Here is a 20,199-nt window from a genome sequence, read left to right on the forward strand (position 1 = left end):
GGACATTATCTGTGACCACGATTTACCTTGCTTCCAGCTCACCAAGAAGACGTGAACTTCTCGCGTTATTAGATGTTGAATTTAGTATTATCACACCCGCAATTGATGAAATTTGGCAACAAGGTGAATCCCCCGAAGATTATGTACTTCGCTTAGCAAAAGAAAAATCACAAGAAGGTGTGCGGCAAGCACCCTATGATTATCCTGTTTTAGGCTCTGATACCATAGTGGTTCATGAAGGTAATATTCTTGAAAAACCTCGTAATAAAACTCATGCCGCGAAAATCCTACGTGCACTTTCAGGTGCAACACATCAAGTGATGACCGCAATTGCAGTCTCTGATCGAACGCAGACATTGAGCCAATTAGTCGTTACACACGTCACTTTTAGAAAGATGACAGAGAGTGAGATTAACGCGTATATTGAATCAGAAGAGCCAATGGATAAAGCGGGCGCTTACGGTATTCAAGGAAAAGGAGGCCGTTTTATTCAACGGATTGAGGGGAGTTATCATGCTGTTGTCGGATTGCCTCTTGTTGAAACCGAAGCATTGATTGCTCAATTTTTATCTCTCGCTAATGAGAAGGAGATTTCATGACAGCAGAGCTATTAGTGAATGTGACGCCATCTGAAACTCGTGTTGCTTATATTCGAGGTGGCATACTTCAAGAAATTCATGTCGAACGAGAAGCTAAACGCGGTATCGTCGGAAACATCTACAAAGGTCGGGTGAGTCGTGTATTACCTGGGATGCAAGCTGCATTTATTGACATCGGGCTGGATAAAGCCGCTTTTTTACATGCTTCTGATATTATGCCTCACACTGAATGCATTGCAGGTGAAGAACAAAAGAAATTTAATGTTCGTGATATTGCGCAATTAGTACACCAAGGGCAAGACTTAATAGTACAAGTGGTTAAAGATCCTCTGGGAACAAAAGGTGCGCGCCTTACCACTGATATTACCTTGCCTTCACGTTATTTAGTGTTTATGCCTGGTGCATCTCATGTCGGTGTTTCTCAACGTATTGAAAGTGAAAAAGAACGAGAACGTTTAAAACAATTAGTTGAAGAGTATTGCGATGAAAACGGTGGCTTTATTATTCGTACTGCCGCAGAAGGTGTGGGCGAGCAAGAAATTAAGCAAGATGCTGCTTTTCTTAAACGCTTATGGCATAAAATTATCGAGCGTAAAAAAAGAAACAAAACGCGAATTCAGATTTACGGTGAACTCGCTTTAGCGCAACGTATTTTACGTGATTTTGTCGGTTCTGAATTAGATAGCATACGTGTTGATTCAAACTTAACCTTCAATCAACTACAGGAATTTATTGGTGAGTATATTCCTGAATTAACCGCTAAACTTGAATTGCACCAAGGGAATCAACCTATTTTTGATCTCTATGGCGTTGAAAATGAAATTCAACGCGCCTTAGAGCGTAAAGTTGAATTAAAATCAGGTGGTTATCTGATTATCGATCAAACCGAGGCCATGACCACCATTGATATTAATACAGGTGCCTTTGTTGGGCATCGAAATTTAGAAGAAACTATATTTAATACCAATATTGAAGCTAGCCAAGCGATTGCTCGTCAATTACGGTTACGTAACTTAGGCGGTATCATTATTATTGATTTTATTGATATGAATAATGATGAACATAAACGCAGGGTATTAGCATCACTGGAGCAAGCACTGAGTAAAGACAGAGTAAAAACGACCATTAACGGTTTTTCTCAATTAGGCTTAGTGGAAATGACGCGCAAAAGAACGCGAGAAAGCCTCGAACATGTACTTTGTGATGACTGCCCAGCTTGCCAAGGGCGAGGTACGGTAAAATCAGTTGAAACCGTCTGTTATGAGATTTTACGTGAGATAGTCCGTGTACATAAAACCATTGATGCGGATCGCTTTTTAGTTTATGCCTCTTCTGCCGTTTCTGAGGCATTAAAAGGTGATGAATCTCACGCATTAGCAGAGGTTGAAATTTTTGTGGGTAAACAAGTTAAAGTGCAAACTGAGCTACTCTATAGTCAGGAGCAATTTGATGTGGTGATGATGTAATGGATTCGCCTTCCTAATGAATATGATGGCAGAAAGGAGACAAAAATGAAGCGGCTATCTAAATATCTGTTGATCGTAACAGTTTTTTGCCTCATCGTTTTTGCCTTGGTATTAAGTGGATTTCGCTACTTTCTGCCTCGTTTAGATAATTACCGCCCTGAAATAGAAACGTACTTAACAAAGCAACTCAATAGCCCTGTTTCAATGACAAAAATGAATGGGGAATGGCAAAATTTTGGCCCCGATATTCAAGTAGAAGGGCTACGTATCAATAATAGTGATGTGGATGTCACCGCAGAAAAAGTGACTTTTTCTTTTGATGTTTGGCGCTCATTATTCACTTTTCGCCTTCATTTTCGTGAGCTCACCTTTGAACAGCTATATGTCAATTACCAACGTCCTATTTTTACGGGACAAAGTGGTGATATTAGCTTAACTGAGCCTGATGATATTTCTTCTCTTTTCCTCGAACAGTTTGATCGCTTTAAACTGGTTGAAAGCCGTTTCGTCTTTTTAACACCATCAGGGGATACCAGTACATTACATGTGCCAGAATTAATGTGGTTAAATCAAGGAAATCGACACAGAGCCCAAGGCGAAGTCACCCTTGATACGCCCATTAACCATTATGGTGGATTAAAAGTACGCCTTGATCTCTATACCACGGATGCCGGACTAATTGATAACGGTAACGTCTTTCTTACGGCTGATGACGTTGATATTTCACCTTGGCTTAGCCAGTGGGTAAAAAAGAATAGTGGATTAGGTGAAGCCAAAGCCAGTTTATCGAATTGGATTGAAATTACTCAAGGGCGTATCACTGGTAGTCAGTTACAAATTCATCAGGGTGAAATGGATTGGAGTACTGAGGGTACATCTCATGCGCTAAAAGTTGAAGATTTAATTTTACGAATGAGAAGGCAAGAAAATGGCTGGCTTGCTGATATTCCTTATACCCGAAAAATTACGATGGATGGTGAAGAATGGCCAGATGGCTATTTAGCCGTTCTTTATCAACCGAAAGAAAAACAACATGATGAAGCATGGCGTATTCGCGCTAAAAATATCGAGCTCGACAGACTGTATTCGGTATTACCATTGTTTTCTTTTTTAACCCCTGATTTTGTTCGTCAGTGGCAGTATCGCCAATTTTCTGGTGTGGTTAATGATTTTGCCTTAGATCTCACTCCTGAGCATTTTGAGCAAAGCGCAATTAACCTCTCTTGGGAAAATGTGGGTTGGAAGCGTTGGCAAGAGATCCCTTCAGTACAACATTTCAGTGGGCAACTAAAAGGGAGTCTGCCGCAGGGTGAACTGAGTTTTACCTTAGCAAATAGTGAAATAGACACAGGCGAATTATTTAAAGCACCACTGAATATTGAAAAAGGGAAAGGCGCAATTTATTGGACTTATTCTGGAGATAATTTATCGCTTTGGAGTGAGGGGTTAGATATTCAAGCGACATCAGCATGGGTCGCGGGTGATTTTCGTTATGAGAAACAAGGTGAAGATCAGCGACTTTCTATACTCTCTGGCGTAAGAGTTACCCATGCAGGAGATGCATGGCGTTATCTACCAGAGGAGTACGTTGGCAAAGAACTGACACAATATCTCTCGGAGGCGATTATTGCGGGTAATATCGACAATGGAACTTTTGTTTTCGATGGTAACCCTGCCGATTTCCCTTTTGATAACCATAAAGGAAGATTCCAAGTTTATGCACCTGTTAAACATGCCACCTTTAAATTTGATAGTGAATGGCCCGCATTATTTGATCTCAATATTAATCTAGATTTTAAAAATGATGGTTTATGGATGTCTTCTGAGCAGGCGAAAGTGGGTAAAGCAACCGCCACTAATTTAAGCGCTGTGATTGAGAGTTATCGACAAGAAAAGATCGTCATTAATGCAGCGGTTCAAGCCACAGGTGACGAGCTGAAAGAGTATTTCTTAGATTCTCAAATGGTGAGTATTGGTCATACACTTGAAGAGCTTAAAGTCGCAGGGAAAATTAACGGTACATTGAAATTAGATATTCCTTTTGGCGGTAAAGATGTGGTTGCTTCAGGTGAGATAAATTTAAAAAACAATGATGTCACATTGAATTTTATGGATACCACTTTAAACGGTGTCACAGGGCAATTCCGTTATCATAACGACAAGCTTGAAAGTGACATATTCACCGCTAATTGGTTTGGGCAACCACTCGCCTTTTCATTTAAAAGTCATAATGCTACAGATAATTATCAAGTGGATGTTAGCTTAAAAGGCCAGTGGGATATTCAAAAAATTCAAGGGTTACCTAGCGATATTCAACGCTTATTTAGGGGTGTTTTTCCTTGGAATGGTAGCGTGAATGTTACGATCCCAGAAAAAGGCGATGTTGATTATCAAGTTGATTTAACTGGAAATATTAATGCGTTAATCAGCAAATTGACAGCACCTGAAACACAGGATTTAAAAAATTCACCGCCTATTATAATTTCTGCAATAGGTAACAGCGAAACCTTAACGGTGAATGCAAATGCTGAAAAACAGTGGGAACTTAATAGCCAATGGGCGTTAGGTAAACAACTCCGTTTATTACAAGGTAACCTTGTTTCCTCTTCTGTAAAATTACCTGAATTGAATTCACAACAACGTTTAACGCTTGATCTTAAAGGATTAGACGGTGATAAATGGCTACCAACATTAATGGCTTTTTCATCATTAACGCCCTCTGAAAATAACGTCAGTTTTCCTGATAATGTGCATATCAGTTTACCTGACTTAAATTTTGCTGGGCAAAAATGGAATAACCCACAAACGGAAATTATGCGTGTTGATGAAGGCGTAAAACTCGCTTTTTCAGGCAGTGAATTACGGGGAGATGTGTTTATTCCTACAACGTCAGCACCTTGGCAAGTCAATATTAACTACCTCTATTTTAATGGTGTCGCGTCTTCTCAGGAAGAAAAACCATTAAAAATGGCAAATATTTCTGATCCCAATGCATTAAAATTTTCAGTAAAAAATATTCCGTCTATTGATTTTGAATGTCGAGAATGTTGGGTGAATGGTTTACTTTTAGGGCAAATTCAAGGTTCATTAAAACAAAATAATGGCACGTTATTTTTAACGGACGGTAAATTAGAAAATAGCAGTGGTACGCTTCAGGTTAAAGGTGAATGGTCTGAAGATATGGCTGGAAATAACATCACAACACTAATGGGTAAGCTAAAAGCCGATGAAATTGATGAAATGGCCGCTTACTTTGGGTATATCGTTCCTATTTTACAATCCCCTCTTTCTGCTGATTTTTCATTACAATGGCATAATACGCCGTGGAACTTTGATCTCGCGACCTTAAATGGTGATATCAGATCGACTTTAGGTAAAGGGCGTATAGAAAAAGTCGATGTGGGGCAAGCTGGTAAATTATTGCGTCTTGTGAGTTTTGATGCACTTTTACGTAAATTGCAGTTTGATTTTAGAGATACTTTCAGCGAGCATTTTGAATATGATTCGATTAAAAGTGAAATTACGATTAATCAAGGTATTATGAATGCAGAGAGTGTTCGTGTTGATGGTGTTATTGCTGATATAGCAATAAGTGGGAAAATTAATTTACTTGAACGTAAAATGGACCTACAAGTTGTAGTAACCCCTGAAATTTCAGCTACAGTGGGTGTTGCTACCGCATTTGCTATAAACCCAATTGCAGGTGCTGCAGTGTTTGCGGCATCAAAGGTTCTGGGGCCACTTTGGAGTAAGATTTCAGTTATCCGTTATCATGTGACCGGAACTATGGAACAACCCAAAATTGACGAAGTACTGCGTCAGCTTAAGGAGAATCAGGCGTTATGAAAAAAGTTAATGTCGCACTTTTGCAACTTTGTAGCGGAAAAAATACAAAAAATAATCTGGCGCAAATAGAGCAACAGATTAAGCAATTACCCGATTCAGTAAAGCTGGTACTCACACCTGAAAATGCGTTACTTTTTTCGAACGCTAAAGATTATCATAAACACGCTGAAATTCAGGGTGATGGGCCATTACAAAATGCGATTGCTAAAATGGCTCAGCGCTACAAAGTGTGGATCTTAGTGGGTTCTATGCCATTGATTAGCCGAGACTCCCCTGAACAAATTACTAGCAGTAGCTTAGTATTTGATGATGAAGGAGTGATCCGTGCTCGTTATGACAAAATCCATATGTTTGATGTCAGTATTGATGATGAGCAAGGCGAATATAATGAGTCTTCTATTTATCAGCGTGGTGAACGTCTAACGGTGGTTGATACCCCTGTGGGTAAGCTAGGTTTAACTATCTGTTACGATTTACGTTTTCCTGGTATTTTCCAAGCATTAAGAGAGAAAGGGGCTGAAATAATCTCTGTGCCTGCCGCTTTTACGCGTTTAACCGGAAAAGCACACTGGGAGCCTTTATTACGTGCACGTGCAATTGAGAATCAGTGTATTATCTTAGCGCCTGCACAAGTGGGTACGCATGATACGCGCCGAACTTGGGGCCATACTATGGCTATTGATGGTTGGGGGAAAGTCTTGAAAAAGAACCCTGATGCCGTTAGTGCGCTAACACTGAATGTTGGTGTCGAGAGTTTACACGGTATGCGTGAACAGATACGGGTTGTGAAACATAATCGTTTTCGCCCAAAACTGACCCACTTAATCAAAAAAGTTAAGGATAAAGAAGAATTATGAGTTTAGCTGTTGTCAGCGAAAGTCTGTTGGAAGCAAACAACCTTAGTTTAGATGATTTAGCATCAACACTAGAGCAGCTTGCACAGCGTCAAATTGATTATGGTGATCTTTATTTTCAATCAAGTTACCACGAAGCTTGGATACTTGATGATCAGATTATTAAAGATGGCTCCTACAATATAGACCAAGGTGTTGGTGTTAGAGCAATTTATGGTGAAAAAACCGGTTTTGCTTATGCCGACCAATTAACGCTTAATGCACTTAATCAAAGTGCGCATGCTGCGCGAAGTATTGTTCAGGCTAAAGGTAATGGTCATATCCATACGTTAGGCGCTATTCAACATTCTCCGCTATACAGCTTAAACGATCCATTACAAAGTCTTTCTCGTGAAGAGAAGATCGCGCTATTACATGAAGTGGATAAAGCCGCTCGTGCCGAAGATAAGCGTGTTAAACAAGTAAATGCATCACTCACCGGCGTTTATGAACATATTTTGGTCGCTGCAACCGACGGTACTTTAGCCGCCGATGTGCGTCCTTTAGTTCGTCTTTCTGTCAGCGTTCTAGTAGAGGAAGACGGCAAACGTGAACGCGGTGCAAGTGGAGGCGGTGGTCGTTTTGGTTATGATTACTTCTTAACAAAAGTAGAGGGCGAAAGCCACGCAATTACGTATGCACGTGAAGCAGTACGAATGGCATTAGTGAATTTATCCGCCATTGCAGCGCCTGCGGGAACAATGCCAGTGGTCTTAGGTGCTGGATGGCCAGGTGTGTTATTACATGAAGCGGTTGGACATGGTTTAGAAGGTGATTTTAATCGCCGTGAAACCTCCGTATTCTCTGGACGTATTGGCGAGAGCGTTACTTCTGAGCTTTGTACTATTGTTGATGATGGTACTATTGAAGGTCGTCGCGGTTCTGTTGCTATCGATGATGAAGGTGTGCCCGGTCAATATAATGTACTCATTGAAAACGGCATCTTAAAAGGCTATATGCAAGATAAGATGAACGCCCGTTTAATGGGAGTGGCACCAACTGGAAATGGTCGCCGTGAGTCTTATGCTCATCTTCCTATGCCTCGTATGACAAACACTTACATGTTAGCAGGCAAATCATCACCTGAAGAGATTATTGCTAGTGTTGAACGTGGTATTTACGCGCCAAACTTTGGTGGTGGTCAGGTTGATATCACATCGGGTAAATTTGTTTTCTCAACCTCAGAAGCTTATTTAATCGAGAATGGTAAAATAACGAAACCAATAAAAGGGGCAACGTTGATTGGTTCAGGTATTGAAGCCATGCAACAAGTCTCTATGGTGGGTAATGATCTGGCTTTAGATAAAGGTGTCGGGGTGTGTGGTAAAGAAGGCCAAAGCCTGCCTGTAGGCGTGGGGCAACCGACCTTGAAGATTGATAAGATCACCGTAGGTGGCACTGCGTAATTATTGCTATCGTTGTTTATATATACTGATTAGACTCCATCTTTTGATGGAGTTTTTTATCTTAACCACAGTAAAGGTGCTCATTTATGGGTAAACGTTTATTACCCGTTATTATCGTAGTCGTTGTTTTATTTGGCGTGCTTTATCAAGGTTTACTTCCTGAAAAAAAAGCGCCTGTAGCTTCATCTTCCACGCCTGTTCCGACCCAACCAAGCAACAACGTCAATCAATCTGCACAAATTTCATTATCTATTGATGAAAAAACACAAGCCAATACAGTGGCTAACTATTTACAACGTCATCAACAGCTACCAGATTTCTATCTCACCAAAAAAGAAGCGAGAGAAAATGGCTGGAATGCAAAAACAGGTAATTTATGTGAAGTGTTACCAGGAAGGGCTATCGGTGGCGATCGCTTTATGAATCGCGAAAAACAGTTACCTGAAGAGGCAAAACGCCAATGGTATGAAGCGGATGTAAATTATCGGTGTGGTCATCGAGGTAGCGACAGATTACTTTATTCAAATGATGGGCTGATTTATGTCACTACGGATCATTACCGCACAATGACGAAGGTTGAACCTTAATGAAACAGGTCATCTTTGATTTTAAAACACTGGCAGATAAAAACGCTTTTTATCACGATTTTGCACTGAAATTTCAGCTAGATGATCATTTTGGTAATAACTTAGATGCCTTATGGGATGTGCTAATGGGCGAAATCGAATTACCCGTGAATATTATTTTTAAGCATCTGCCTCACCATTCTAGTGACTTTCAGCCTTTGGTCGAATTAATGCAAGAAGCACAAAATGAGCTGGGTAAAACTTTACTCTGCTTTAGTTGTGAGCATAAAAATCAAAAGACATTAAATGTAGAGAGTGACACCTGAAAATCGCAGTGGTGATAGATGATTGACACTGCGTTTTCAGGGGGATCAGGTTTTACGCTGACTCTGATAAATCTTTTAAGTATTGAAACAGTAAACGGAATGATTTTGGTGGTTTATTACCTTCTTTCTCTTTTTTAGCATTACGGATAAGTGTACGTAATTGTTGGCGGTCAGCCATTGGGTAAAGAGCAACCACTTCTTCAATCACTTCATTGCCACCTTCAACAAGGCGAATTCGCAGATCTTCTAATTTGTGTAACACTAAGATCTGTTGGTTATGGCGGTTTTTAAGTTTATCAAGCGCTTGGCGGATTGGATCTTCGTCCACATTGCGCAATAATTTTCCAATATATTGAATTTGGCGACGGCGTGCTTCACGCTGTACTTTTTGTGCTAATTGAATAGAGGCTAATAACTTCTCATCTAATGGTATACGCTCTAATTCTTGGGCACTTAATTCAACTAATTCAGTTCCCAATTTTTTGAGCACTTCAGCATCACGTTTAATTTCGCTTTTGCTGACCCAGATGATTTCGTCCTCTTCTTCCTCTTCTGACGATGTATCGTCAAATTCAGGGTTGAGGTAATGCCACTCTTCAGGCTGCTTTGCCATAATAAAAATTCCTGTTGCAGAGTAAGCCGGGAGTGTGATTTGGTGAATGACCAAAAGCCCGACGGGTGATAACATTCATATATCTTCTATTGTAACTGGGAAAATCGCTTGTTGACCACCTGTCAATTGATTTACTTTGCTAAAAATAAGTAAAAAGTGGTGTTCTCCTTAGGAAAATGGTTCTCAATGAATAATACAGATCAGGTAAAACAGCTTGAAGACGCCGTTTCGCTCGCATTAGAGCTGGCGGAAAAAATGTGTGACAGTGCAGAAGTCGCTATTAATAAATCAACAGGCATTAGTGTGAGTACACGTTATGGTGAAGTTGAAAATGTTGAATTTAACAGCGATGGCGCGTTAGGGATTACGGTTTATCAGCAGCAACGTAAAGGCAGCGCCTCTTCTACGGACTTAAGCCCCGATGCAATTAAACGCGCGGTACAAGCGGCTGTGGATATTGCACGTTATACCTCTGTTGACCCTTATGCGGGCCCTGCTGATAAAGCACTATTAGCATTTGATGCGCCTTTCCTTGATCTTTACCATCCTACTGAAGTCACTGCGGATAAAGCGATTGAATTGGCCTCAAGAGCAGAAAGAGCAGCTTTAGACAGTGATAGCCGCATTATCAATACCGAGGGAGGCAGTTTTAATAGCCACAGTGGAACCCGTGTATTTGGTAACAGCCTTGGTTTATTAAAGAGCTATTCATCTTCACGCTATTCTATGTCGAGCTGTGTGATTGCTCGTGATGGTGAAGATATGGAACGCGATTACGCTTATACCATTAGCCGTCGTTTTGATGGACTTGAATCGCCTGAATGGGTAGGGCAAGAGTGTGCGCGTCGGACGCTATCTCGTCTTGCTCCTCGTAAATTACCAACCATGAAAGCACCCGTTATTTTTTCTGCTGATGTTGCGACAGGTATCTTTGGTCATTTAGTGGCTGCAATTAGTGGTAGCATGATTTATCGCGAGTCTTCATGTTTATTAGACAGCTTAGGTAAGCAAATTTTCCCACAATGGCTCAATATTCAAGAGCGTCCTCATTTGATGGGAGGCTTAGCTTCAACCCCTTTTGATAGTGAAGGTGTCCGTACTGTAGATGCTGACATTATTAAAGACGGTGTATTGCAAGAGTGGTTATTAACCACGTATTCAGCAAGAAAATTAGGCCTAAAAAGTAATGGTCACGCTGGTGGCATTCATAACTGGTATATTCCTGGGCAAGGCCTGTCTTTTGATGCGTTATTAAAAGAGATGGGAACTGGACTTGTTGTCACTGAATTAATGGGACAAGGCGTCAGTACAGTAACGGGTGACTATTCCCGAGGTGCTAGTGGTTTTTGGGTGGAAAACGGCGTAATTCAGTATCCTGTGAGTGAAGTCACTATTGCGGGTAATTTAAAAGAGATGTGGGCTAACATTGCCACGATAGCGGATGATATTGAAACACGAAGTAATATTCAGTGTGGATCGTTGTTGTTACCTGAAATGAGTATTGCAGGTGAGTAAACGTTAAAGACTTATCGCAACCTTTAATCTCAGCCCGCAAGGGGCTGAGATATCGCGTTTATCTGTGTGCTTTTCAAACTGATAAGATAAAAATAAGACGCGAACCTTCAGCACTGCTTAACGGTGTAGTTCACCTGCAGCTTCAGGTTGGTATAGAATTTCTAATACTTTAACCTTAGTCTCAAGGCCATTAGGCAGCTTCCAACTGATCTCATCATCAATCGCTAAACCCAGTAGCGCGGCACCCATTGGCGCCATGACTGAAAGCTCAGTGGTGCTGTCTTTTAATGAAGCGGGATACACTAAAGTACGAGTACGTTCTTCATTATTTTTTAAGTCCATAAAACGGACTTTGCTGTTCATTGTGACAATGTTCGCAGGGATATCAGCTGGTGTAACAATGTCAGCACGATCTAATTCTTCATTCAGCGCTTCAGCAATGGGGCTATCTGCAAAGGCCGGTTGCTCTAGCAATGAATCTAAACGTTCAGCATCAAGTTCGTTGATGGTAATTGTTGGCTTTTTCATACCACACTCCAATTTATTCCAATGCAAAACAACACCCCCACGGGTGAGGTGGGGGTGTTGTTAAACTTATATAATAGATAATAGGCGGTTCTGGATAAAAAAGAAAGAGACAGCGATCACAGTCTCTTTCGGGTTATTTAGTTAAGAAATGCTAATCTATTGTTTTCTATTATGATTATTCTTCATCAAACCCAGATTCAAATAATGCAATAATAGCATCAATAGCGTCATTTTCGTCACTGCCTGTCACTTCTATATCAATTTGACTGCCTTGCTCTGAATCTAACATCAGCATGGCAATCACACTATCTGCTTGCGCTTCAACCCCTTCGTTGTTACGTAAAATCACGGTTGATTGAAATGTTTTGACTAAATCAAACAATTTCATTGCAGGCCTTGCATGCATACCAAGCCGATTTTTAATCGCAACTTGTCGATGTTGGGTCATTTGCGTTTTTCTAATGTTCTATGACGTGATTGTACGTTTTTTCCTCTAGAACGGAAATAATCTGCCAGTTGCTCTGCAACATAAACAGAACGGTGTTTCCCACCTGTACAACCAATGGCAACCGTAAGATAGCTACGATTATTGGTTTCTAACATCGGCAACCAGAGTTCAAGATAGCTTCTTGTTTGATAAATAAAGTTATGAACTTCGGTATGTCTATCTAAAAATGCAGCGACAGGGCGATCAAGACCAGTCATTGGACGTAGTTTAGGATCCCAATGTGGGTTTGGTAAGAATCGCACATCAAAAACATAGTCTGCATCAATAGGAATACCATGCTTAAAGCCAAAAGATTCAAAGACCATGGTGAGCTCACGTTCACGTTTACCTAATAAACGGGTACGTAACATTTCTGCGAGCTCATGAACTGACATTTCTGAAGTGTCAATGATGAGGTCAGCACGTGATCGCAATGGCTCAAGCAGATCACTTTCGGTATCAATCGCCACTTCTAATGAAAGGTTTTTGGTCGAAAGCGGGTGTAGACGTCGTGTATCACTATAACGACGAATTAAGGTATTTCTGTCTGCGTCTAAAAATAAGAGTTGTGGAGAATATTCAGCGGGTAAATTTTCCAGCGCTTTTTCGAAGATCTCCGGTGACTCTGGCATATTTCGGACATCAATACTGACTGCGGCAGCAGAAGCATCACGTTCAGCCAGTGTTTTTGCGAGCTCAGGTAAAAGATCAACAGGCAAGTTATCAACACAATAAAATCCCATGTCTTCAAGCGCACGTAAAGCGACTGACTTACCTGAACCAGAGCGTCCGCTGACTATCATCAGCACCATGAGGTAGCTCCCCTATAATTTCCCAGTGATGAATATCATCCCACTGTATGCTATTCGCGTCCTAATAAACCCGTAGGGGATTATTCTGTGATAATCTGATAAAGCTCGTCATCACTTTGTGCGGAGCGTAGTCGGCGACATAAGTTTTTATCTGCCAACTGTTTTGCAATCAAAGACAGTGTGTGTAAATGTTCCTTGCATTGTGTTGCAGGAACGAGTAATGCGAACAACAAATCGACAGGTTGATTATCAATAGCGTCGAAGGCAATAGGTTCGCTTAGGTGAAGAAACACACCAACTACTTTTTCTGTTTCATCACTTTCAATACGTCCATGAGGGATAGCTAATCCTCCCCCAATTCCTGTTGTACCGACTTTTTCACGCGTCAGTAAGGCTTCAAATATCAGTGTTTCAGGTAAATTAAGTGCTTTTGCCGCATTTTCACTGATAATTTCTAACGCGCGCTTTTTGCTCGTGCAATGCACATCATTATGCGTACATGCCAGAGAAAGTACGTCGCTAATATTCATCTTTGTATCGTTGTTCATTGTCTTATTCACTTAGACCAGCAAACCAGATGCCACAAAGTGACATCTGGTTTTTGTTACTGATATTGATTAGGCTTTGGCTTAAACCGAGTCATAAACAACGCAGTAACTTCGCCGATTGTATCCCCATTTCACAATGGGAAATGAATTAATGTTGTCTCAGTTTATCTTTGTGTTTGGTTAATTGACGAGCCAGTTTATCCATTAGTCCATCAATTGCTGCATACATATCGTCTGCTTCTGCAGAGGCATGCAATTCACCGCCATTAACTTGAATAGTCGCTTCCGCGATTTTATTCACTTTCTCGACTTTCAGGATAACCTGAATGTTATTAATTTTGTCAAAGAACTGAGGTAATTTCGCGCTTTTTGCTTTGACGGTGTCACGCAGGGCATCGGTTAGTTCAATATTATGACCAGTGATTTGAAGTTCCATAGTGTCTTCCTTCTCAATTATGCTCAAACCAACTCTTTGCGTTGATTTGAAGGCGGGATGGATAATGACTCTCTATATTTCGCAACAGTACGTCGAGCAACTTGTATACCAAGCTCTGCGAGCATATTTGCCAGTTTACTATCACTTAGTGGTTTCGCTGGATTTTCTGCTGCGATTAGTTTCTTCACTAAAGCCCTGATTGCTGTCGAAGAGGCTTCGCCTCCGCTATCAGTATTCACATGGCTAGAGAAAAAATACTTCAATTCGAAAATTCCTCTTGGGCAATGCAAAAATTTTTGCGTTGTCACTCGAGAAATAGTGGATTCGTGCATTTCAACCTGTTCAGCAATATCAGCTAAAACAAGCGGTTTCATATGCTCGTCACCCCATTCGAAAAATGCCTGCTGTGTGTCAACAATGCAATGAGCGACTTTTAATAATGTCTCATTACGGCTTTCTAAACTTTTTATCAGCCATTTGGCTTCTTGTAAATTGTCACGAATAAACTTTCCATCGCTTTCATTTTGGGTTGATTGGCCCAATGCAGCATAGGTCTCATTTATGCGTAGGCGAGGAATGCTATCTGTATTTAACTCAACTTGCCAGCGTTCACCTGATTTTTTTACCAGTATATCTGGGATAACATACTCTGACTCACCCGTATCAATGCTTAATCCAGGTTTAGGGTCAAGAGACTGAATCATCTCAATAACCGATTTTAGTGTCTCTTCTCGTAACTTTGTTTGACGCATCAATTGGCGAAAGTCGCGATTACCCAGTAATTCTAGGTGTTGGCTAACCACTAACTGCGTTTCTTTAAGATAAGGCGTATCTATGGGAAAAGCAGAAAGTTGAACCAAAAGGCACTCTTTTAGATCACGAGCAGCAACACCAATAGGATCAAAGCGTTGAATACGTTTTAATACGGCTTCAACTTCATCAAGCTCTAACTCATCATCGCCCATTCCAGTCAGGATGTCATCTGTTGTGACAGTTAAATATCCTGTTTCATCTACTGCATCTATAATACTTATCGCGATTGCTCTGTCTGTTTCTGAAAATGGGGTGAGATCAGCCTGCCAGGTTAGATAATCTTGCAATGAAGCCGTTGTTTCACCTTGATACAGTGGAAGTTCATCATCCATATAGTCATTACTGGTGCCAGAAGGAGTACCTGCGGTGTAGATCTCTTCCCATTGCGTATCTAATGGCAGATCGTCAGGCATCTCTTTTTGTTCTAAAGCATCCAGTGTGTCGAACTCTTCAATCTCGTTATCTGTTGTTTTTTCGGTTATCGAATCCGATGGACTATCTGTATTAGACCCTTCTTCTGAAATAGGATCTTGCTGTTCATCTTCTTGTTCGAGAAGAGGGTTAGATTCGAGCGCTTGTTGAATTTCTTGTTGTAATTCAAGCGTAGAAAGTTGCAACAAACGAATAGCCTGTTGTAGCTGTGGCGTCATTGCCAATTGCTGACTGAGACGAAGTTGCAGACTTTGTTTCATAATAATGCGATGAGTCCTTTGCTGTTGTCATCCATGACAGAGTAAAAGTGAATCAAAGATTACAGGCGGAAGCCTTCACCTAAGTAGACACGTTTAACTTGCTCATTTTCAAGAATTTCTTCTGGTGAACCATGAGCAATAAGGTGACCTTGACTCACAATATAGGCTCGTTCACACACATCTAATGTTTCACGAACGTTATGGTCAGTAATCAGAACACCTAATCCATAATCACGTAGATGTTGAATAATTTTCTTAATATCTAATACAGAGATAGGGTCAACACCCGCAAAAGGTTCATCTAATAAAATAAATTTAGGGTTTGCGGCTAATGCGCGTGCAATTTCAACACGGCGACGTTCACCCCCTGATAATGATTGTCCCAAACTGTTACGTAAATGACTGACATTAAACTCTTCTAACAGTTCTTCAGCACGATCTTTTCGCTGTTCTGGTGTTAAATCATGACGGATTTCTAAAATCCCCATGATATTGTCGTAAACGCTTAATCGTCTAAAAATAGAGGCTTCTTGAGGCAGATAGCCTATTCCTTTACGTGCACGTTCATGTAACGGTAGCAGGGTAATATCTTCATCATCAATAGTAATGCTTCCTGCATCGCGAGCAACGATACCAACAACCATATAGAATGTGGTTGTTTTACCTGCACCATTAGGGCCAAGTAAGCCAACAATCTCACCTGAGTTAACATTTAAGCTAACATCACCGACGACGGTGCGTCCTTTGTATGCTTTCGCTAAATTTTCAGCTTTTAACAGCGCCATAAAGTGTTACTTACCTTTGTTGTTAACACCAGGACCTTTCTCTTGCAACTGAGAAGGCAGTAAAACAGTGGTAACTTGCTTACCTTTACCGCTAAATGCTTCCATTTGCTGAGTTGGGACGAGATAAGTGATCTTATCGCCGGTGATATTACTGTCTAATTGTTCAAGATAGGCTTTACCCGTTAAGGTCATTAATTCTTTATCCATTTCATAGGTCATTTTATCACCACGACCTTTGATAGGCTTGCCATCATCTTGTAGCTGATAAAAAGTCACTGGATTACCAAAGGCTTCTATCACAATCTTTTTGGAATCACCCCCAGGGCGAGTGACCACAACTCTATCAGCACGGATATCGATAGATCCTTGTTTGATTACAACATTTTGTGTAAATGTTGTAATATTTTTTTCCAGATCAAGCGACTGTTTTTCTGAGTTGACAACAATCGGTTGTTGAGTGTCATCTTTAAGCGCCATTACAGGTACACTTACTGCTAATAATGTACCGATAATCAGTGTATTACGGATTTTTTGATTCATTAGGGATCTCATAATAGGTGTTTACCTTTTCAATCAGCTCTGCCCGTTTCTCGCGCAGATTGCCTCGCATTTTTAAGCCGACTGATTTCAGTCCGACGCCGATAATAGTCACTTCATCATCTGAGGAAACATCCTGTGTATCCAAATTAGCGATAGCGTTATCTGTGCTTATTCTCTGTAATTGAGAATCATCACTTAGGCTATCAATTTGAACATCACCATAAAGATAGAGCATTTTACTGTTTGTTAGCTTGGCTTTATTGGCGCGTACGGTCCATGTTGCATCCCCTGTCGGCGAATAAGTGGTTAAGACAGGGTTAGTAAACCATGTAAACTTTTGCTGCGAATAGTTTTTGACATCATCAGCAACCAGTTTATATCCCAGTATACCTGTTGGTTCATAAACAAAGGATATCGATGATTTAGATTGATAGGTTGGCTGACCATCATCAACAATCTCACCATCACCGAATTCAGTGTTGTTAGTATAGTTCCAACCAATTAGCGCAAGGGCAATAATGGCGAGAATTAAGGTAAACCAGGATTTTAATTTATTCATTCTGTGTCGTTATACGTTAAATCGAAAGACCTTTAGCTTCATCAAGCTGATCTTGCGCTAAAAGGATTAAATCACATAATTCTCGTACTGCACCACGCCCACCCGCAATGCGAGTGACATAATCAGCACGAGGTGTGAGTAATGGGTGAGCATCAGCAACTACGACAGAAAGCCCTACTTTTTCCATTACGGGCAAATCAATTAGGTCATCACCAATATAAGCTGTTTGTTCAGGTTTAAGGTTTAGTGTATCTAACAGTTGTTGATACGCCAAAAGCTTATTATGCTGACCTTGGTAAAGATATGTAATGCCAAGGGTTTTAGCACGATCTTCTAATAGTGTAGACTGACGACCCGTAATGATAGCAACCTCAATGCCGGATGTAAGCAAACAACGGATGCCATACCCATCCCGCACATTAAAGGCTTTTAGCTCTTCACCATTATTGCCCATGTAAATGAGTCCATCAGACATCACACCATCAACATCACAAATCAGCAATTGGACTTTTTCTGCTTTTTTGATGATTTTCTCACTTACCGCACCATAACAAGTTTCTATCATTGTATTCATTTTTATCCTTGGAACGTTATGACTAGCTTATACAACACCGGCTTGTAATAAATCATGCATATGCAAAACACCTAACAGGATATCACTATCTTGTTCTGTCACTAAGAGCGAGGTGATATGTTTTGCCTGCATTAAATTAAGCGCTTCAACGGCTAAGCAATCAGGACGAATACGAATACCGCCTTTTGTCATCACATCCGAAATTTTGGCGTTATTAAGGTCGATACCTAAATCAAAGATGCGTCGTAAGTCACCGTCAGTAAAGATGCCGTTAATCAGCATACTATCATCGCAAATAACCGTCATACCTAATTTTTTACGGGTAATTTCAACAAGTGCTTCACGCAAGGAGGCGTCTTTGGTAACGCGAGGTATATCGGCGTCTTTATTCATTAAATCGCTTACGTGAAGGAGCAGTTTACGGCCTAGAGCTCCCCCCGGATGAGAAAGTGCAAAATCTTCAGCAGTAAAACCGCGAGCACGTAAAAGTGCAATAGCCAGCGCATCGCCCATGACCAATGTTGCTGTTGTGCTCGTTGTCGGCGCTAATCCTAAAGGGCAGGCTTCTTTGGGGACTTTGATACAAAGATGAATATCAGACGCTTTCCCCATTGTGCTGTGAGGAGTGCGTGTCATACAAATCAGTGTTATCTGTTTACGTTTAAGGACAGGGATCAGGGCGAGGATCTCGCTGGCTTCACCTGAATTTGAAATCGCCAAAACAATATCTTTTTCTGTCACCATGCCTAAATCGCCATGGCTTGCTTCCCCAGGATGAACAAAAAAAGAAGGTGTTCCTGTGCTGGCAAATGTGGCTGCAATTTTATGCCCAATGTGGCCTGACTTTCCCATACCCATCACAATGACTCTGCCTTGGCAGTGAAAAATTTTTTCACAAGCAAGGGTAAAATCATCGTTGATGTATTGTTCTAGCTCAGCTAACCCATCACGTTCAATATGAAGGACTTTTTTTCCTGCTTGCTGAAAATCAAACTCGGTCATTTTTTTGTACCATTTATTTTAGGTTAAGAGAGAATGTGCAACGCACAACACCGTAATATAAACAATAAAGCAAACTAATAAGAATATCCCTTTTCCTCGATTAAGGCGCCGTTTTCGCCCTAAGGAAAAGACAGAAAACAGTAAACTGGCGACACCAAGCACAGCAAAACTAAAATAAAATGCATTGATATTCAAAGTGCTTGGTGAGAGCAATGCGGGCATACCTAACACAAAGGTAAGATTAAAAATATTAGCACCAATAATATTTCCTAACGCTAATTCATTCTCGCGTCTTAGTGCTGCCACAATTGTTGTTGCTAATTCGGGTAGGCTTGTTCCAATCGATAGCAAGGTTAAACCAACAAAAAAGCCACTAAGATGATACTGTTGCATTAAAATAAAGACATTATCTAATATCATTTGAGTCGCAACTGGAATAATCAGTAAGGCAATAACGACCCAAAAAAGAGCAACAGAATTGCGAGGATTAGTTTGCAATTCAAAACGCGTTAAGGTTTCTAAAGGCAGGACATGGCGCTCTTGTGTGAGCGTTTTATGCATTGTTTTTATCATGAGAAAAATAGAGGCAAAGCCAATAAAAAAGAGCAACGTGCCTTCTCTAAGCCCGAGGTTTCCGCTAGAAACAATAATACCGACTAACATGATGACTATAATCATCAAGGGGAGCTCTTTTTTTAGCACCGCGGATTGAATATTCATGGGATAAATCATCGCGCCAATACCTGCGATGAGAAGAAGATTCGTCAGTGTAGAACCAATTGCTGTACCGATAGCGATATCCGGTAAGTTATGAACAGAAGCATCAGCCGAAATAAAAAGCTCAGGTAATGACGTGCCTGTGCCTACAATTAAAATACCGATAACGGCGGGAGGGATTTTTAACGATTGCGCAAAAACGCTCGCACCATAAACTAATCGGTCTGATGCATAAACGAGTAACATCAACCCAAAAATTAAAAGAGACAAAGTAATCAACATGCCATCAGTTTTCCAACAATGAACGAATAAAGAAAGAAAAAACCAATAAGACAGGGCTGATAAAAAAACATATTGTCAAAAGGTTTTACTAATTCACCATATTTTGACTAGCCAAGCACGAAAAGTAAAATCAACCGTGCAATAAATTGCTAAATAGTGGTGATTTCTTTGTAACATAACGAATGACCTGCCAA

Annotated in this window: 21 protein-coding genes; 8 read left to right on the forward strand and 13 right to left on the reverse strand. The window is 40.6% G+C overall.

Going from position 1 to position 20,199, the window contains the following annotated elements:
- The first annotated feature begins 11 nt into the window (after positions 1 to 11).
- From INT04_RS14045 to INT04_RS14075, 7 genes are all read left to right on the forward strand, one after another.
- Positions 12 to 599, forward strand: coding sequence for a Maf family protein (locus INT04_RS14045; protein ID WP_193016730.1), 588 nt, complete (start codon positions 12 to 14; stop codon positions 597 to 599).
- The gene (gene rng / locus INT04_RS14050; RefSeq protein WP_193016731.1) at positions 596 to 2,065 is read left to right on the forward strand and encodes a ribonuclease G; all 1,470 of its coding nucleotides are present in this window, start codon (positions 596 to 598) and stop codon (positions 2,063 to 2,065) included. The genes INT04_RS14045 and rng overlap by 4 nt, the downstream gene beginning before the upstream one ends.
- A gap of 45 nt (positions 2,066 to 2,110) precedes the next feature.
- Positions 2,111 to 5,911 carry an AsmA2 domain-containing protein YhdP gene (yhdP, locus tag INT04_RS14055; RefSeq protein ID WP_193016732.1) on the forward strand — a complete coding sequence of 1,267 codons (3,801 nt, stop codon included), beginning with the start codon at positions 2,111 to 2,113 and terminating at the stop codon, positions 5,909 to 5,911.
- Positions 5,908 to 6,768: a deaminated glutathione amidase gene (gene nit1 / locus INT04_RS14060; protein WP_193016733.1), complete on the forward strand. Its 861-nt coding sequence runs from the start codon at positions 5,908 to 5,910 to the stop codon at positions 6,766 to 6,768. Before yhdP ends, nit1 begins: the two co-directional genes overlap by 4 nt.
- Positions 6,765 to 8,210 carry a metalloprotease TldD gene (tldD, locus tag INT04_RS14065; RefSeq protein WP_193016734.1) on the forward strand — a complete coding sequence of 482 codons (1,446 nt, stop codon included), beginning with the start codon at positions 6,765 to 6,767 and terminating at the stop codon, positions 8,208 to 8,210. The genes nit1 and tldD overlap by 4 nt, the downstream gene beginning before the upstream one ends.
- Positions 8,211 to 8,296: 86 nt before the next feature.
- Positions 8,297 to 8,797, forward strand: a complete 501-nt coding sequence (locus INT04_RS14070) for a ribonuclease domain-containing protein (RefSeq protein ID WP_193016735.1) — start codon at positions 8,297 to 8,299, stop codon at positions 8,795 to 8,797.
- Positions 8,797 to 9,102: a barstar family protein gene (locus INT04_RS14075; RefSeq protein ID WP_193016736.1), complete on the forward strand. Its 306-nt coding sequence runs from the start codon at positions 8,797 to 8,799 to the stop codon at positions 9,100 to 9,102. Before INT04_RS14070 ends, INT04_RS14075 begins: the two co-directional genes overlap by 1 nt.
- A 52-nt stretch (positions 9,103 to 9,154) precedes the next feature.
- On the opposite strand, the gene yjgA is transcribed toward INT04_RS14075, so the two are convergent.
- On the reverse strand, positions 9,155 to 9,715 hold the full coding sequence (yjgA, locus tag INT04_RS14080) for a ribosome biogenesis factor YjgA (RefSeq protein WP_193016781.1): 561 nt from the start codon (positions 9,713 to 9,715) through the stop codon (positions 9,155 to 9,157).
- Between the two features lie 186 nt (positions 9,716 to 9,901).
- Between yjgA and pmbA the strand changes: the two genes are divergently transcribed.
- The gene (gene pmbA, locus INT04_RS14085; protein WP_193016737.1) at positions 9,902 to 11,230 is read left to right on the forward strand and encodes a metalloprotease PmbA; all 1,329 of its coding nucleotides are present in this window, start codon (positions 9,902 to 9,904) and stop codon (positions 11,228 to 11,230) included.
- Between the two features lie 117 nt (positions 11,231 to 11,347).
- On the opposite strand, the gene rnk is transcribed toward pmbA, so the two are convergent.
- The 12 genes from rnk to INT04_RS14145 all read right to left on the reverse strand — a co-directional run bounded on the left by rnk (position 11,348) and on the right by INT04_RS14145 (position 20,005).
- A complete protein-coding gene (rnk, locus tag INT04_RS14090) occupies positions 11,348 to 11,758 on the reverse strand; it encodes a nucleoside diphosphate kinase regulator (protein ID WP_193016738.1) in 411 nt (136 codons plus the stop codon).
- Between the two features lie 175 nt (positions 11,759 to 11,933).
- A complete protein-coding gene (npr, locus tag INT04_RS14095; protein WP_193016739.1) occupies positions 11,934 to 12,206 on the reverse strand; it encodes a PTS phosphocarrier protein NPr in 273 nt (90 codons plus the stop codon).
- Positions 12,203 to 13,057 (reverse strand): RNase adapter RapZ, encoded by an 855-nt coding sequence (gene rapZ, locus INT04_RS14100; RefSeq protein WP_193016740.1) that lies wholly within the window; start codon positions 13,055 to 13,057, stop codon positions 12,203 to 12,205. The genes npr and rapZ overlap by 4 nt, the downstream gene beginning before the upstream one ends.
- A gap of 80 nt (positions 13,058 to 13,137) precedes the next feature.
- Positions 13,138 to 13,605, reverse strand: coding sequence for a PTS IIA-like nitrogen regulatory protein PtsN (gene ptsN, locus INT04_RS14105; protein WP_193016741.1), 468 nt, complete (start codon positions 13,603 to 13,605; stop codon positions 13,138 to 13,140).
- Between the two features lie 148 nt (positions 13,606 to 13,753).
- Positions 13,754 to 14,041 carry a ribosome hibernation promoting factor gene (gene hpf, locus INT04_RS14110; protein WP_064718870.1) on the reverse strand — a complete coding sequence of 96 codons (288 nt, stop codon included), beginning with the start codon at positions 14,039 to 14,041 and terminating at the stop codon, positions 13,754 to 13,756.
- Positions 14,042 to 14,064: 23 nt separating this feature from the next.
- Positions 14,065 to 15,546 carry an RNA polymerase factor sigma-54 gene (gene rpoN / locus INT04_RS14115; protein WP_193016742.1) on the reverse strand — a complete coding sequence of 494 codons (1,482 nt, stop codon included), beginning with the start codon at positions 15,544 to 15,546 and terminating at the stop codon, positions 14,065 to 14,067.
- A 59-nt stretch (positions 15,547 to 15,605) separates the two neighbouring features.
- Positions 15,606 to 16,331, reverse strand: a complete 726-nt coding sequence (gene lptB / locus INT04_RS14120) for an LPS export ABC transporter ATP-binding protein (protein WP_072069775.1) — start codon at positions 16,329 to 16,331, stop codon at positions 15,606 to 15,608.
- Positions 16,332 to 16,337: 6 nt separating this feature from the next.
- A complete protein-coding gene (gene lptA / locus INT04_RS14125; RefSeq protein ID WP_193016743.1) occupies positions 16,338 to 16,871 on the reverse strand; it encodes a lipopolysaccharide ABC transporter substrate-binding protein LptA in 534 nt (177 codons plus the stop codon).
- Positions 16,852 to 17,430 (reverse strand): LPS export ABC transporter periplasmic protein LptC, encoded by a 579-nt coding sequence (lptC, locus tag INT04_RS14130; RefSeq protein ID WP_193016744.1) that lies wholly within the window; start codon positions 17,428 to 17,430, stop codon positions 16,852 to 16,854. The genes lptA and lptC overlap by 20 nt, the downstream gene beginning before the upstream one ends.
- Before the next feature lie 16 nt (positions 17,431 to 17,446).
- Entirely contained in the window at positions 17,447 to 18,004 is a 558-nt protein-coding gene (kdsC, locus tag INT04_RS14135) for a 3-deoxy-manno-octulosonate-8-phosphatase KdsC (protein ID WP_193016745.1), read from the reverse strand.
- A 27-nt stretch (positions 18,005 to 18,031) separates the two neighbouring features.
- Positions 18,032 to 19,006 (reverse strand): arabinose-5-phosphate isomerase KdsD, encoded by a 975-nt coding sequence (gene kdsD, locus INT04_RS14140; protein ID WP_193016746.1) that lies wholly within the window; start codon positions 19,004 to 19,006, stop codon positions 18,032 to 18,034.
- Positions 19,007 to 19,024: 18 nt separating this feature from the next.
- Positions 19,025 to 20,005, reverse strand: a complete 981-nt coding sequence (locus INT04_RS14145) for a calcium/sodium antiporter (protein ID WP_193016747.1) — start codon at positions 20,003 to 20,005, stop codon at positions 19,025 to 19,027.
- Positions 20,006 to 20,199: the final 194 nt, after the last annotated feature.

Source organism: Proteus sp. FME41, assembly GCF_014897315.1.
Lineage (GTDB): Bacteria > Pseudomonadota > Gammaproteobacteria > Enterobacterales > Enterobacteriaceae > Proteus.